This window comes from Salinimicrobium sediminilitoris (assembly GCF_020866905.1).
In the GTDB taxonomy this organism is placed as follows: domain Bacteria; phylum Bacteroidota; class Bacteroidia; order Flavobacteriales; family Flavobacteriaceae; genus Salinimicrobium; species Salinimicrobium sediminilitoris.
In genome coordinates this window covers 368679-384003 of sequence record NZ_JAIVCC010000005.1, presented here as the reverse complement: position 1 = coordinate 384003, position 15325 = coordinate 368679, and the positions used below count along the sequence as shown (strand labels likewise).

The 15325-nt window shown below is 43.2% G+C and carries 15 protein-coding genes; 12 read left to right on the top strand and 3 right to left on the bottom strand.

Annotated elements, in window-relative coordinates; genetic code table 11:
• Window positions 1-2 precede the first annotated feature (2 nt).
• The 12 genes from LA313_RS06855 to LA313_RS06800 all read left to right on the top strand — a co-directional run bounded on the left by LA313_RS06855 (window position 3) and on the right by LA313_RS06800 (window position 11336).
• Window positions 3-1016 carry a Gfo/Idh/MocA family protein gene (locus LA313_RS06855; RefSeq protein ID WP_228913937.1) on the top strand — a complete coding sequence of 338 codons (1014 nt, stop codon included), beginning with the start codon at window positions 3-5 and terminating at the stop codon, window positions 1014-1016.
• Window positions 1006-2112, top strand: a complete 1107-nt coding sequence (locus LA313_RS06850; RefSeq protein ID WP_228913936.1) for a glycosyltransferase family 4 protein — start codon at window positions 1006-1008, stop codon at window positions 2110-2112. The genes LA313_RS06855 and LA313_RS06850 overlap by 11 nt, the downstream gene beginning before the upstream one ends.
• Complete coding sequence (locus LA313_RS06845; protein WP_228913935.1) at window positions 2109-3245, top strand: CgeB family protein; 1137 nt, start codon at window positions 2109-2111, stop codon at window positions 3243-3245. The genes LA313_RS06850 and LA313_RS06845 overlap by 4 nt, the downstream gene beginning before the upstream one ends.
• Window positions 3242-4342, top strand: coding sequence for a CgeB family protein (locus tag LA313_RS06840; protein ID WP_228913934.1), 1101 nt, complete (start codon window positions 3242-3244; stop codon window positions 4340-4342). The genes LA313_RS06845 and LA313_RS06840 overlap by 4 nt, the downstream gene beginning before the upstream one ends.
• A 3-nt stretch (window positions 4343-4345) precedes the next feature.
• On the top strand, window positions 4346-5422 hold the full coding sequence (locus tag LA313_RS06835) for a CgeB family protein (protein ID WP_228913933.1): 1077 nt from the start codon (window positions 4346-4348) through the stop codon (window positions 5420-5422).
• Window positions 5423-5425: 3 nt separating this feature from the next.
• On the top strand, window positions 5426-6223 hold the full coding sequence (locus LA313_RS06830) for a TIGR04290 family methyltransferase (RefSeq protein ID WP_228913932.1): 798 nt from the start codon (window positions 5426-5428) through the stop codon (window positions 6221-6223).
• Between the two features lie 213 nt (window positions 6224-6436).
• A complete protein-coding gene (locus LA313_RS06825) occupies window positions 6437-7417 on the top strand; it encodes a lipoate--protein ligase (protein ID WP_228913931.1) in 981 nt (326 codons plus the stop codon).
• Between the two features lie 27 nt (window positions 7418-7444).
• Window positions 7445-8548: a CNNM domain-containing protein gene (locus tag LA313_RS06820; RefSeq protein ID WP_228913930.1), complete on the top strand. Its 1104-nt coding sequence runs from the start codon at window positions 7445-7447 to the stop codon at window positions 8546-8548.
• Window positions 8529-9005 carry a methylated-DNA--[protein]-cysteine S-methyltransferase gene (locus LA313_RS06815; RefSeq protein WP_228913929.1) on the top strand — a complete coding sequence of 159 codons (477 nt, stop codon included), beginning with the start codon at window positions 8529-8531 and terminating at the stop codon, window positions 9003-9005. The genes LA313_RS06820 and LA313_RS06815 overlap by 20 nt, the downstream gene beginning before the upstream one ends.
• A complete protein-coding gene (locus LA313_RS06810) occupies window positions 9002-10186 on the top strand; it encodes a serine hydrolase domain-containing protein (protein WP_228913928.1) in 1185 nt (394 codons plus the stop codon). Before LA313_RS06815 ends, LA313_RS06810 begins: the two co-directional genes overlap by 4 nt.
• Window positions 10140-10862: a 3'-5' exonuclease gene (locus LA313_RS06805; RefSeq protein WP_228913927.1), complete on the top strand. Its 723-nt coding sequence runs from the start codon at window positions 10140-10142 to the stop codon at window positions 10860-10862. Before LA313_RS06810 ends, LA313_RS06805 begins: the two co-directional genes overlap by 47 nt.
• A gap of 111 nt (window positions 10863-10973) precedes the next feature.
• Entirely contained in the window at window positions 10974-11336 is a 363-nt protein-coding gene (locus LA313_RS06800) for a DUF6616 family protein (RefSeq protein ID WP_228913926.1), read from the top strand.
• Between the two features lie 118 nt (window positions 11337-11454).
• Here LA313_RS06800 and LA313_RS06795 read toward each other — a convergent pair whose 3' ends face one another.
• The 3 genes from LA313_RS06795 to LA313_RS06785 form a co-directional block, all read right to left on the bottom strand.
• A complete protein-coding gene (locus LA313_RS06795; protein ID WP_228913925.1) occupies window positions 11455-12108 on the bottom strand; it encodes a CoA transferase subunit B in 654 nt (217 codons plus the stop codon).
• 71 nt (window positions 12109-12179) lie between these two features.
• Window positions 12180-12887, bottom strand: coding sequence for a CoA transferase subunit A (locus tag LA313_RS06790; RefSeq protein ID WP_228913924.1), 708 nt, complete (start codon window positions 12885-12887; stop codon window positions 12180-12182).
• 97 nt (window positions 12888-12984) lie between these two features.
• Window positions 12985-15324, bottom strand: a complete 2340-nt coding sequence (locus tag LA313_RS06785; protein WP_228913923.1) for a penicillin-binding protein 1A — start codon at window positions 15322-15324, stop codon at window positions 12985-12987.
• Window position 15325 lies beyond the last annotated feature (1 nt).

Here is a 15325-nt window from a genome sequence, read left to right as displayed (position 1 = left end):
GAATGGTACCAACTCAACCAACCAATAAAGAATTATCCCTTGGTTTCCTGGGCGTAGGCTGGATTGGCCGAAACCGTATGGAGGCTATCCTTAACAATACCAAAGCCTCAGCAGCTGCGATTACCGAACCAAATTCTGAAAATTCAGACGCTGCTAAAAAGAGCGCCAAAAATGCCATTTTGAAGTCCTCTCCCGAAGCCCTTTTTGCTGAAGAAGATCTTGACGGAATTGTCATTGCAACTCCCAGCGCCATGCATGCGAAACAAAGTATGGACGCATTGAAAAGCGGAAAGGCCGTCTTTTGCCAGAAACCTCTAGGGAGAACTGCCGAAGAAGTTAAGCAGGTGGTGGAAGCCTCCCGGAATGCAGATAAATTATTGGCCGTAGATCTTTCCTATCGCTACACAAGTGCTTTCAAGGCGGTTTACGACACCATCCAAAAAGGGGAAATCGGCGACATCTTTGCCGTAGATCTCACTTTTCACAACGCCTATGGGCCCGATAAAGAATGGTTCTACGACATAAAAAGATCTGGAGGTGGCTGTGTAATGGATCTGGGAATCCACCTGGTAGATCTGGCCCTTTGGAGCCTGGATTTTCCGGAAATAAAAGATGTACGAAGCCATCTTTTTCACAAAGGCCAAAAACTGACTTCTTTTGAGGAGCACGTGGAGGATTTCGCAAGTGTGAATCTCACTTCAGAAAAAGACCAGGTGATCAATCTTGAATGTTCCTGGCATGTTTCCGCAGGAAAAGACGCTATTATTGAAGCCACATTTTACGGAACTCAAGGTGGAGCATCCTTTAAAAATATCAATGGCTCATTTTACGATTTTAAAGCCGAAAAATATCATGGCACCCAAACTGAAACCCTGGTAAATCCTCCAGATGAATGGAGTGGCCGCGCCGGAGTTGTGTGGGTAGAAAATTTATTAGAAAATAACCGGTTCGATGAAAAATCGGCCACCGAATTTATAAAAACAGCCGAAGTAATAGACCGCATATATGGAAGATAAAAAGATGAAGGTGTTGATGACTACCGATACGGTAGGAGGAGTATGGGTTTATTCACTAGAACTCTGCAGGGCCCTGGCGCAGTATAATGTGCAGGTGCACCTCGTCGCCCTTGGAGGATGGCCTTCACCTGCACAGCAGATAGAAGCCGAGACAATTCCTAATGTCACCTTCTACAAAAGCGATTACAAGCTCGAGTGGATGGAAGACCCATGGGAGGATGTAGAGCAGTCAAGGAAATGGATCAATAGTATTTATCAAACTGTACAACCAGATTTGGTGCACCTTAACAACTACGCTCACGTAGAGGAAGAGTGGACTACACCAGTGATCACTGTTTTCCACTCCTGTGTACAAACCTGGTGGCAGGCTGTAAAAGGTAAAAATGCACCACAGGATTGGGATCGTTATTCCCAAATCGTGAAAGAATCTCTTGAAGAATCTCATATGGTAGTGGCGCCTACGGAAGCTATTTTGAAGAGTGCGCAGGATATCCATCAATTTTCTTCGGAAACCAAGCTAATCCACAACGGCCGCGTATTTCCTTCGGAAGTAAAAGAACCAAAAGAGAAATTTATTCTTTCTATGGGCAGGATGTGGGATGAAGCGAAGAATCTTCCCCTGCTTTCAAATATGGCAGAACGCTTGCCGTGGCCTGTATATGTCGCCGGAGACGCTGTTAATCCCAATACGGGAAAAGAATGTAGTGTCAAAAATGTCAAATTTCTTGGGAAATTATCTCCCGAAGAAGTTGAGGAATGGATGCAGCGGGCCAGCATTTTTGTTAGTCCCACCCGCTACGAACCTTTTGGCCTTGCAATTCTGGAGGCTGCGGGCAATGGTTGTGCTTTAGTCCTTAGCCAGCTGGAAACACTAAAAGAATTATGGGATGGCGCGGCGCTGTTTTTCGATCCCGAAGATGAAGCCGAAGCAGAGAAAACCATAATCCACCTTCTTGAAAGTCCCGAGTTTCTGGAAGAACTTTCAGCAAAAGCCAGAATCCGGGCAAAGGAATATTCCGCAGAGAAAATGGGTGCGGCATATCATGATCTTTATCGGGAAATCCTGGAAAAAGAACAAAAATTGATCAGTATATGAAAATAGTGATGTTTTATCATTCTTTATATTCCGACTGGAATCATGGGAATGCGCATTTTTTAAGGGGAATTGTAAAAGAACTTCAAAAACGGGGACACGAAGTGGATGTCTATGAGTCCGAAGGGGGCTGGAGTTTACAGAACCTGCTAAAAGATCACGGTGCCGAGCGACTGGATGAATTTCGGCAGTATTATCCGTCATTGAATCCACAGTTCTACAATCCAGAAAAAAAGCTGAACTATAAAAATATACTGGGAGATGCCGACCTTGTGATCCTTCACGAATGGAATGAGCCCAACCTTATTTCTGAAATAGGAGAACAAAAAGAAAAATTCGGCTTCAAATTACTATTTCACGATACCCATCACCGGGCTGTTTCAGCTGAAAAAGAGATGAATAAATTTGATTTTTCTCACTTTGACGGCGCGCTCGTTTTTGGAGAGGTGATCAGGAAGATCTACAAGGAGAAAAAATGGGTAGAGAAAGTCTGGACCTGGCATGAAGCTGCCGATGCCGAATTCTTCAGCCCCAACAGAGATGAAGAAAAAGAAGGTGACCTGGTATGGATAGGTAACTGGGGCGACGGCGAAAGAACCGAAGAGCTCATGGAGTTCCTTATACGTCCTGTGAAGGAATTAGGAATTAAAGCAAAGGTCTACGGCGTACGCTATCCCGAAAAAGCAAAAAAGGCCCTTGCAGATGCAGGGATTGAATATGGAGGATGGTTGCCTAATTACAAGGTGCCCGAAATTTTTGCAAAATATAAAGTAACCGTGCATGTACCACGGCGGCCTTATGTTGAAATGTTGCCGGGAATCCCTACTATCCGGCCTTTCGAAGCTTTATCCTGCGGCATCCCATTGATTTGTTCTCCCTGGAATGATGCAGAGAACCTCTTCACTCCCGGGGAAGATTACCTTATTGCAAAAGATGGAAATGACATGGGCTATAAACTTGCCGAGGTTCTTAAAAGTGCCCAGCTTGCGCAAAGTCTCTCAGAAAATGGCCGAAAAACGATCCTGGAAAAACACACCTGTGCTCACAGGGTGAATGCCCTTGAAGGCATATTTGAAGAACTGGGCCTCCCAAAAGACAAGATCTTTCCAATCCAACACAAAACACAGGAAGCATGAAAAGAAACCTGAAAATTGCCTTTTTTGGCTCAAGTATAGTATCGGCTTATTGGAACGGCGCGGCCACCTATTACCGCGGAATTGTAAAGGCCCTCCATAAAATGGGGCATGAAGTAACCTTTTATGAACCCGATATTTATGAACGACAAAAGCATAGGGACATAGAAGACCCCGAATGGTGTACTGTAAAAGTTTACCCTAAAGATAAGGTGACTTTACAGGGGCTGTTACGGGAAGCTTCGGAAGCAGATGTCATCATAAAAGCCAGCGGGGTTGGCGCCTTTGATGATTTCCTTGAAGACGCGGTAGTACAGCTCAAAAAAGAGGATAATCTCATCATATTTTGGGATGTCGATGCTCCTGCGACGCTTGATAGAATAGAATCTGATCCTTTGGATCCTTTTAATTCCCTAATCCCTAAATATGATCTTGTGCTCACCTATGGTGGCGGCCAACCGGTTATAGACGCCTATGAACGTAACGGCGCAAAAAGATGTGTGCCAATTTATAATGCGCTGGATACAGATACACATTTCCCTGTAGATCCTAATCCAAAATTCGAAGGTACTTTAGCCTTTTTAGGCAACCGTCTCCCCGACCGGGAAAAACGTGTGGAAGAATTTTTTATAAGGCCTGCAAAGCGACTTTCAGATGATAAGTTTCTGCTGGGAGGTAGCGGCTGGGGCGATAAAAAGATGCCAAAAAACATCGATTACGTTGGCCACGTCTATACCAAAGATCACAATGCTTTTAATTGTACTCCAAAAGCAGTACTTAATATTAGTCGCGACAGCATGGCCAAGTATGGCTTCTCGCCTGCAACCCGTGTTTTTGAAGCTGCCGGAGCCGGTGCCTGTATAATTACAGATTACTGGAAAGGCATCGATACCTTTTTTGTTCCGGGAAAAGAGATCCTGGTAGCCAATAGTGGCGAAGAAGTGGAGATGATATTGACTGGGCTTACTTCGGAAAGAGCCAAAGAAATTGGAAAAGCAGCCTATGAGAAAGTACTGGCCAAACACACCTATAATCACCGCGCAGAATTGCTGGAGTCGGTAATTTCTGAAAAGATACAACCTGTAGAACAAAAACAATAGCCCATGAAATTTGTAATCATAGGACTTTCGGTCACTTCGTCCTGGGGCAACGGTCACGCCACAACGTACCGGGCGCTTCTTAAGGAACTTAAAGCGCTGGGACATGATATCCTGTTCCTGGAAAAAGATGTGCCCTGGTACTCCCCTCATCGCGATATGCCAAATCCCAATTTTTGCCAGATTGGGCTCTACAAGACCAATGAAGAACTAAAAACCAATTACAAAGAAGAGATCGAAAAGGCCGATGTGGTCATAGTTGGTTCTTACGTGCAGCAGGGAGTGGAAGTAGGAAACTGGGCGATAGAAACAGCTACAGGCGTTACTGCTTTTTACGACATTGATACTCCCGTAACCCTGGCAAAACTGGAAAGAAAAGATTACGAGTACCTGGACCGGGAGATCATTTCTAAATACGACCTGTATTTGTCATTTTCGGGAGGTCCTATCCTTCGGCACCTGGAAGAACATTATGGTTCACCCATGGCCAAAGCCCTCTACTGCTCTGTAGACCCCGATTTATATTATCCTGAAGACCGTCTAAAAAAATGGAAAATGGGATATCTTGGGACTTATAGTGATGACAGGCAGCCAACGGTGCAGGAACTACTTAATAAACCTGCCGCACAATTCCCTTCAGAGGAATTTGTAGTTGCAGGACCCCAATATCCAGAAGACTTTCCGTGGTCAAAAAATGTAGAACGTATAGATCATCTTCCCCCGGCAGAGCATCGGGATTTTTATAATTCCCAGGAGTTCACTCTTAATGTTACCCGGGAAGATATGATCAAAGCCGGTTATTCTCCAAGCGTAAGGCTCTTTGAAGCCGCTGCCTGCGGCGTCCCGATAATTTCAGATTACTGGGACGGGATCCACAGCATTTTTGAACAGGAAAAAGAAATTTTGATCGCCCGCAGCAGCGAGGAAGTAGAAGAATACTTCCGAAGCATATCTGAAGAAGAGCGAAAACAAATAGGGGAAAATGCACGGCAAAAAGTCCTTAAATCCCACACAGCACAAGCAAGAGCGAAAGAATTAGTCAATTACGTAAAGGAGGTGCTTAAGCCTTCAGAAAAAGTTTAATATATGTCCACTCAACAAGAAGTAAAAGAACTGGCACCCTGGTTCCACAATATTCAACTTCCCGACGGTACTCAAACCGCACCCAATCACTTTTTGGGGGATTTTCCAAAATTTAAATGGGAAAAGATCAAAAACTCTATTCCCGAAAACCTTGAGGGATGGAAAGTGCTGGACATAGGCTGCAACGCCGGTTATTACTCCCTGGAACTTGCAAAACGCGGTGCCGAGGTGCTGGCGATCGACCTTGATGAACATTACCTGAAACAGGCAAAATGGGTAGCAAAAGAATTTGGTCTTGATGACAAAATTAGATTTGAACAGATGCAGGTTTACGATCTCGCCCACACCGAAGAAAAGTTTGACCTCGTGTGGTTCATGGGAGTTTTCTACCACCTGCGGTATCCAATGCTGGCCATGGATATATTGTCTCAAAAAGTGAAGAAAATGATGGTCTTCCAAACGCTTTCCTTACCCGGACAGGAGGAAATGCCCATTCCGGAAGATGTGGAGTTTCACAAACGGGAGATCATGAAAGAAGATGCCTGGCCAAAAATGGCTTTTATTGAGCATAAACTGGCAGGCGACCCTACCAATTGGTGGGCTCCGAATCATCATGGAATCATCTCAATGTTGCGCAGCTGCGGACTCAATGTCACTGCAATGCCAGAAGATGAAACCTACGTCGCCCAAAAAGACACAAATCTTCACTCCAGCCTGGACACCTGGAACTACTCCGAATATCTCTCTGCAGTTGGAAAAGACTGGAAAGAAGAGGTTGAGAAAAAGACCCGAAAAGAATAAAGCCATTTTTTTGGTTGCACAATTTTCAAAGTAAGAATCGGAGGCGCAGTGAATCGCGCCTCTGTTGATTTCCCTTTATTATCTTGCCTCCTGTTAAACAGGATCCTTTTTTAGAGTTTTTTAGAGTTTACTGTTCGAAAAATGCAGAATTAATTCTCTTTTGTGAAGTTTCCGTTCTAGCTTTATTATTTTTGAGAGAAATAGAACTATATCATGCTTTGCATTAAACATCATTCGACAGACCCTTACTTTAATATTGCTACAGATGAATATATCTTTAAGCACATGAAAGAAGACTGTTTCATGCTGTGGCGTAATGATAATGCGATCATTGTAGGCAAACATCAAAATACGCAGGCCGAGATCAACTACGAATACGTGAAGGAAAGGGGAATTAAGGTTGTAAGGCGATTATCTGGCGGTGGTGCTGTTTACCACGACCTGGGAAACCTCAACTTTTCTTTTACCCGCACAGGAGAAAACTATGAAATGATCGACTTTCAACGCTATACCAAACCTATTATTGAAGTGTTGAAAGAACTTGGGGTGGATGCAAAATTTGAAGGCCGCAATGATCTGACCATCGAGGGAAAGAAATTTTCGGGAAATGCAGAACACGTATTTAAGAACAAGGTGCTTCATCACGGCACGCTTTTATTTTCTTCAGAAATGAAAGATGTTAGCGGCGCACTTAAGATAAATCCTTTAAAATACAAGGATCGCGGTGTAAAATCTGTGCCTAACCGGGTGACGAATATAAGCGACCATCTCCCCGAAAAGATAACCCTTGATGAATTCACCAATAAGATCATGGATTATGTTATTAATAAATTTGAGGATGCGCGTCCATATGAATTCACAGACGAGGACCTTGCTGCAATCCAAAAAATAAGGGATGAAAAGTACAGTACCTGGGAATGGAATTTTGGCTATTCACCAGACTATAATTTTACCCAGGGTGCCCGCACTCCCGGCGGAACTTTGGAAATGAATATGAACGTCATTCACGGCATCATCCAGGAGGTGAAGATCACAGGGGATTTTTTTCACATTAGGGATATTGGCCCTATCGAGCAGGCGCTGAAGGATACCAAACACCAAGAAGATGAAATTAGAAACAAATTATCTCAGTTTAATTTCGATGAATATTTTAGCAAGATCACCAAGGATGACCTGGTAGCTATCATGTTCTAGCTTCTATTATTAACTTAAAAATTTTGAATGGAATTACTCATTTTATACGCCGTACTGGCCATTTTCTTTTCTTTTATGTGCTCCATCATGGAGGCTGCATTTCTTAGTTTTACCCCTTCTTACCTAAAGATCAAGCTTAGAGAAGGTAAAACTTACGCCCACACCCTTACTAAATTTAAGCAGGATGTGGACAAGCCTTTGATCGCGATCCTTACAATCAACACTATTGCCCATACCGTAGGTGCCATTTTAGTAGGAGTACAGGCCGAAAAAGTTTACGGTGACGGTGGGAATGCCGTTGGAATCGTTTCAGCAATTATGACCATGGCAATTTTAATTATTTCTGAAATAATTCCGAAGACAATAGGAGCCACTTACTGGAAATCTCTCGGGGGCTTTACGGCTACTTCATTAAAAGCATTTGTTTTTCCGCTGAAGTATACAGGGATGTTATGGCTAATGATGCTTACAACAAAGCTGATTGGGAAATCGGCCCATGTGAGTTCCATGAGCCGGGAAGAATTCATGGCAATAACTGATGTTGCTGAAGAAGAAGGAGTTTTTGAGGAACAGGAAACGACGGTGATTAGAAATATGCTGCTCTTCAAAAAGGTCAAGGCCAAAGATGTGATGACTCCATTTTCTGTGGCGGTGACCGAGGACGAAGACACCAGTATAGAACAATTTCATCGCGAGCACCGTAATCTTAAATTTTCCCGGATACCGGTTTACCACAAGAAGCATAATAACATTACAGGATTTGTTCTAAAGGATGATATCCTTGAAGAAATGCTCGATCAAAAAGGCCCCGAACCCCTCAAGATTCTTAAGAGGGAAATCCCAATGACTGCTGAAGAAACTCCGATTCCGCAACTTTTTGAACGTTTTATTCGCGAAAGAACCCATCTGGCCATGGTTGTTGACCACTATGGTAACACAATAGGTCTTGTTACCATGGAAGACATCATCGAAACCCTTATGGGGCTGGAGATCATGGATGAAAGCGACAGCGTTGAAGACATGCAGGTGCTGGCACGTCAAAACTGGGAAAAAAGGGCGAAAAAGCTGGGTCTCCTCAAACAGGACCAGCCTAAAGATACAGAAAGTAAAGATGAACAAAGCACATCTTAAAACACCCCTTGGAAATGCCATTTTGGAAGGTGATTCTAAAGGGATTTCTAAACTTACTTTAACTGAAGAAGCTTCTGAACACCTTGAATCGCAGGCGCCCGAACTTCAGGAGGCAATAGATCAATTACAGCAATATTTTTCGGGAAAGCTGAAGGAATTCAGCCTAAAGCTGAATCCGCAGGGTACCGATTTTCAGAAAAAAGTTTGGCAGGCACTGCTCAAAATTCCTTACGGTCGAACAACTTCCTATATGGACCTGGCAAAGGAGCTGGGAGACCCCCTTGCAATACGTGCAGTGGCTGCTGCCAACGGAAAGAATCCACTGTGGATATTTATTCCCTGTCACAGAGTAATTGGAAGTGATGGTTCCCTTACCGGTTACGCAGGAGGTTTATGGCGAAAAAAGTGGCTGCTGGAACATGAGCAACCCTCAAAACAACAAAGTCTGTTCATATGAGAGGTTTAAAAAAGGGCATTTTTTCCATCCTTTTGTTTTTGGTACTTTTTGTAGGAGCTGCTTTTTTGTTTGAATTCGATTATATTTTTAAAGGAATCCAATCCAGCTATCTGCAAGGCCATCTTAGCGCTCATATAGACGACTACAAGTTCTTCGACAACCGAAAGATCGAAGCAGGAAATCCACAGCCCTGGCCGCGGCATAAGAACTACAACACATTCTCCCTTTCAGAAGAATTACAGAAAAAGAATGAGGAAGCAGGAACAGTAGCTTTCCTCATAATAAAAAATGACAGCATCCTGCATGAAAGTTATTCTAAAGAATATGGCCCATATTCGCATACCAATTCCTTTTCAATGGCAAAAAGCCTGGTAGCAGCCCTACTGGGGAAAGCCATTTTTGAAGGGCATGTGAAAAGCCTGGATCAGCCTGTGGCAGATTTTTTTCCGCAGTTTGATGAAAGACTTACCCTGCACCACCTCGTCTCCATGTCCTCGGGTCTAAACTGGGATGAAAGCTATTATAATCCTTTCTCTATGACCATCCAGGCCTATCTTGATGACGATATTAGGGAAATGATCCTGGATTTAAAAGTAGTAGATGAGCCGGGGGAAGAATTTAAATATTTGAGTGGAAACACACAGTTGCTGGCAATGGTCCTGGAAAAAGCCACAGGTAAAAATGTCTCCGAATATTTGAGCAATAGCTACTGGAAACCAATGGGCATGGAAAATTACGCGCTTTGGCAGCTGGACAGTGAGGAAAGCGGTATGGAAAAAGCATTTTGCTGCATATCCTCCAACGCACGGGATTTTGCCCGCTTTGGAAAGCTCTATAATGACTTCGGAAAATGGCAGGGGGAACAGCTTTTGGATTCAGCTTATGTGGCAGCATCAATTCGGCCGCAGCTGGAAGATTATCCGCATTACGGGTTGGGAATCTGGCTGGAGGAATATATGGGACAGGAAGTATTTTACCTCCGCGGAATCTTAGGACAATATGTAATTGTGCTTCCGCAGAAAGATCTAATAATTGTGCGCCTGGGGCATGAAGGTGGAGAAGTTCCCGAAGACAAAGAACACCCGAATGATTTTTATTTTTATCTTGAGGAGGTGTTAAATACACTTCAAGTACATGATCAAGAAAATCTCACTCCGCAATCTGCTGTTCCTGGATATTGAAACAGTTCCCGAAAATGCCACTTTTGCCGAACTTTCTGAAGAAAAACAGAAGCTATGGGAATCCAAATCAAAATATCAGCGTAAAGAGGAATTCACTCCCGAAGAATTCTACGACCGTGCAGGAATTTGGGCAGAATTTGGGAAGATCGTATGTATTTCTGTAGGGTATTTTGCTCTTCAGGGAGAGAAGAGGACATTTAGGACCACCACGTTTTGCGGGGAAGAAAAGGAACTACTTAAATCTTTTAAAGATCTCCTGGAGAGTCACTTTGGTAAACCCCAGCACCTGCTTTGCGCTCATAATGGGAAGGAATTCGATTTTCCTTACATCGCCAGAAGAATGCTCATACATAACATCGAGCTCCCCAACAAACTGAATCTTTTTGGAAAAAGGCCTTGGGAAGTACCTCATCTTGACACATTGGAGCTGTGGAAATTCGGGGATTACAAACATTTTACTTCCCTCAAGCTGTTGTGCAATGTTCTGGGGATCCCTTCTCCCAAAGAAGACATTGACGGCAGCCAGGTGTGCAAAGTTTTTTATGAGGAAGATGACATGGATAGAATAGTGTCTTATTGTGAAAGGGATGTGGTAGCCATTGCCCAGGTGATCCTCAGGTTAAGACAGGAGCCGCTTCTTGAGGAGAGTGAGATCATGCACGTAGAGATTCCTTAAGGAACTGTTATTTATCCTGCTGCGTTACAAACTTTTAGTATATTTAAGAGAGAGAGTTCAAAAATGACATTTTTGAGGTTCTTGAATTTTGTATAATTAAAACAGCCAATTATGTATTTATATGTGGAACAATGGAATGTAACTAAGGAATGGATGGATCTTTCTAAAGAAGATCGTCGTGCATATATGAACAAAGTAAGTGATGCTATAAATGACATGAGCCGCGGCGGAGTAGAGAATCTTGGTTGGGCCATGAATGATGAGCACACGCCATACCGAAGCGATTACCGCTACATGGCTTTATGGAAATTACCAAATGAGGAAGCAGTAAAAAAATTTGAACACGGAATTGAAGAGGCAGGCTGGCACAAATATTTTTCACAGGTCAATTCCCGCGGAAAGTTGTTACCCCTGAACGAAGCCATGGATTTTCTTGTGAATCTTGAAAAACATTCGACTTCTATATTAGATTAATCCTGAAATATACCTGTTGACCTGCAAGGAATTCTTCGAAATCCTGAAGGTTAATTTTGATATTGTTCAGGTAAATGAAAGGACCTGCAAGATTTTTTTAAATCCTGCAGGTCTTTTATTATAGATTCATTTCCGGGATTTCCCCTTCCACAATTAAAGTTCCTTCAGTGGCTTCTTTAATTTCCTCTACACTTACTCCCGGTGCTCTTTCCAGAAGCTTAAAACCTTTATCGGTCACTTCGAGCACAGCAAGATTGGTTACGATCTTGGTCACACAACCTACTCCTGTAAGTGGCAGAGTACATTTTTTAAGAAGTTTGGATTCTCCTTCCCGATTGGTGTGCATCATTGCGACGATAATATTTTCGGCGCTGGCAACAAGGTCCATTGCACCGCCCATACCTTTCACCATTTTCCCCGGAATTTTCCAGTTGGCGATGTCACCATTTTCGGCCACTTCCATAGCCCCCAGGATGGTAAGATCTACATGCTGACCTCTAATCATTCCAAAGCTCATAGCCGAATCAAAAAAGCTGGCTCCGGGTAAAGCTGTGATCGTTTGTTTCCCTGCGTTAATAAGGTCGGGATCCTCTTCTCCTTCAAATGGAAAAGGCCCCATTCCAAGAATTCCGTTTTCACTCTGGAATTCTACCTCAATATCATCCCGCACGAAATTGGCAACCAAAGTTGGAATTCCTATTCCCAGGTTGACGTAGTAACCGTCCTTTACCTCTTGTGCAATGCGTTTTGCGATTCCGTTTTTATCTAACATTTTTTTAATTTGAAGATTGGTGAATTTGAATATTTGAAGATGAAATTTTTCTCCAAAACTCCTGAAGAGGCTTAAACGCTTTCCTTCTTTCTAACAGTTCTTTGTTCGATTCGTTTCTCATAATCCTTCCCCTGAAAGATCCTTTGCACAAAAATTCCCGGAATGTGGATTTGATTTGGGTCGAGTTCCCCCGGTTCTACCAATTCTTCCACTTCGGCTACTGTAATTGTCGCCGCACCGCACATTACCGGATTAAAGTTTCTTGCTGTCCCCTTAAAAATAAGGTTTCCGGCCTTGTCTCCTTTCCACGCTTTTACAAAGGCAAAATCGGCTTTATAGGCTTCCTCGAGAACGTACATCTTTCCGTCGAATTCGCGAGTTTCTTTTCCAACAGCTACTTCGGTACCGTAACCGGCCGGAGTATAGATCGCAGGAAATCCCTGCTGTGCTGCCTGGCACTTGGCTGCGAGAGTTCCCTGGGGAGTAAGTTCTACCTCTAGTTCCCCGCTAAGCATTTGGCGCTCAAATTCGGCATTCTCCCCTACATAGGAAGACACCATTTTATCGATCTGTTTCTTCTGGAGTAACAGCCCGAGTCCAAAATCGTCAACTCCGGCGTTATTAGATATACAGGTTAGATTTTTCAGGTTGAGACGAACAAGTTCAGAAATGGCATTTTCGGGTATCCCGCTAAGGCCAAAACCTCCAAGCATGAAGGTCATTCCATCATGAACGCCGTCAAGGGCTTCAGAAACATCCTTTACAGTTTTATTGATCATTGTTGGTAGTTTTATTCCGAAATATATAAAAAATTAAGGGTCCTTTGCAATACAAAGGACCCTTTACTAAATAATTCGGAAGAATTTTATTTCCTTTTTAGAAATCCAGTTCGTCCGGAAGTCGATCAACATCATCCTCATCGCTACGCCCAAACTCCTGGCAATCGGTCTGGATTGTCACTACTTCTGGCCGCGGAAAAGCTCCTTTGGCAATATTTAGATCTTTATCGTTATAAACTTTCTTCATGTAGATTCCCCAGATTGGCAGAGCCATTGCGGCTCCCTGTCCGTACCTGATCGAACCAAAATGCACAGCCCTGTCTTCGGCTCCTACCCACACTCCGGTACTCAGATTTGGCACCATTCCAATGAACCACCCATCACTTTGATTTTGGGTTGTACCGGTTTTTCCTGCAATAGGAATTTCTTCTCTATGGAAATTATAAGGATAACCAGTTACCACACTTTTATAGTATGAGTCATTGACAGCCCAGTCGCCTCTCAACCTTGTTCCCGAACCGTACTGTGTAACACCTTCAAGAAGGTTGAGAGTCACGTAAGCAGCTTCTTTGCTCAAAACATCCCGGGTCTCGGGCACATGCTGGTAGAGAATAGTTCCATTCTTGTCTTCGATCCTGGTCACAATTACCGGCTTCACATAAACTCCTTCATTTACAAAAGTACTGTAAGCCGAAACCATCTCGAATACGCTAAGGTCTGCCGTACCAAGTGCAATTGAAGGAACTTCAGGAATGTTTTTAGTGTCAATACCTAGTTTTCCTACAAGATCAATTACAGGCTTGGGTCCAGTACGATCAATGAGCCTGGCAGTTACAGTGTTGATAGATTCTGCCAAACCTCTCTTAAGACTAACCATTCCTACGTAATCATCATCCTTGCCCCCGCTGTTTTTAGGAGTCCAGTCGTTTTGATTCCCATGCTTACCAGCTTCTATGGTATGAAGGCTCTTTGGTAAAGTGTCGCAAGGAGAAAGGTGTAGTTGATCTATGGCAGTAGCATAAACAAAAGGCTTAAAGGTTGATCCTACCTGTCTTTTTCCCTGTTTTACGTGGTCGTATTTAAAGTGTTTAAAGTTGGTTCCTCCCACCCAGGCTTTAACTTCTCCGGTTTGCGGTGTCATAGACATCATCCCGGCCTGGAAGAAAGATTTGTAATAATAGATGGAATCACGGGGAGTCATGGTCGTATCTATATTTCCTTTCCAGGAGAAGATCTCCATTTTAGTAGGGGTATCAAAAGACTTCCTGATCTCATCATTCGATAATCCCTTATCTTTTAAAATTCTCCATCGTTCACTGCGACGCATTGCATCTGTAATAAGTTTATCGATCTCCTCTTCTGAAATATCTCTAAAAGGAGCTGTTTTATTGTTCTTGTTCTGCTTATTAAATTCCTTCTGAAGATTTGCTATATGCATTTGCACAGCTTCCTCGGCATACTCCTGCATACGGCTGTCGATACTGGTATATATTTTTAGTCCGTCACGGTAAATATTGTATTCACTTCCATCGGGCTTTGGGTTCTTTTCGATCCAGTCTTTCATGAAGCCCTGAAGGTACACCCTAAAGTATGTAGCAATACCCTCATCATGCCCTTGTGGTGTGAATGTAATCTTCATTGGGATTTGCTGAAGGGAATCTTTTTCCTCTTCGGTGATGTAGTCGTTCTTCTCCATTTGCCCCAGAACAGTGTTTCTTCTCTGCTCAACTAATTCGGGACGCCTTACCGGATTGTAATATGCCGAGTTAACCAACATTCCCACCAGAACAGCAGATTCTTCGGGTCTTAGGTCTTTTGGCTCTTTATCGAAATAAATTTTCGCAGCCGATCTTACTCCTACCGCCTGATAAATAAAGTCATACTTATTGAGATACATAGTGATGATCTCTTCTTTAGTATACTGTCGTTCCAACCTGGTCGCAATAATCCATTCTTTGAATTTTTGCAAAACCCGTCCCACGAAGCTTTGAGATACATCCTGGGTAAACAATTGTTTAGCGAGCTGTTGAGAAATAGTACTTGCACCACCTCTTTCTCCCAGAAACACAGCAGCACGCAAAGTTCCCCGTGCGTCTATTCCCGAGTGTTCGTAAAAACGCTCATCTTCGGTTGCCACAAGGGCTTCTACTAAATGTTGAGGCAGATCGTCGTATTTAACCGGAGTACGGTTTTCATTGTAGTACTTTCCAAGGGTCTCTCCATCTGAAGAGAAAATTTCTGTTGCCAGATTCGTTTCAGGGTTTTCAAGTTCTTCAAAAGTGGGCATTGTACCGAAAACTCCCCAGCTTGCCAGCAAGAAAAGGAGTACAATTGATGAAATTCCTATTGCAAAAATTGTCCAGAACCAGGACTTATAGCGACTGTAATTTCTTTTTTTATCAGTCTCTTTTTTTGCTTTTCCAGATGTTTTTGCCATC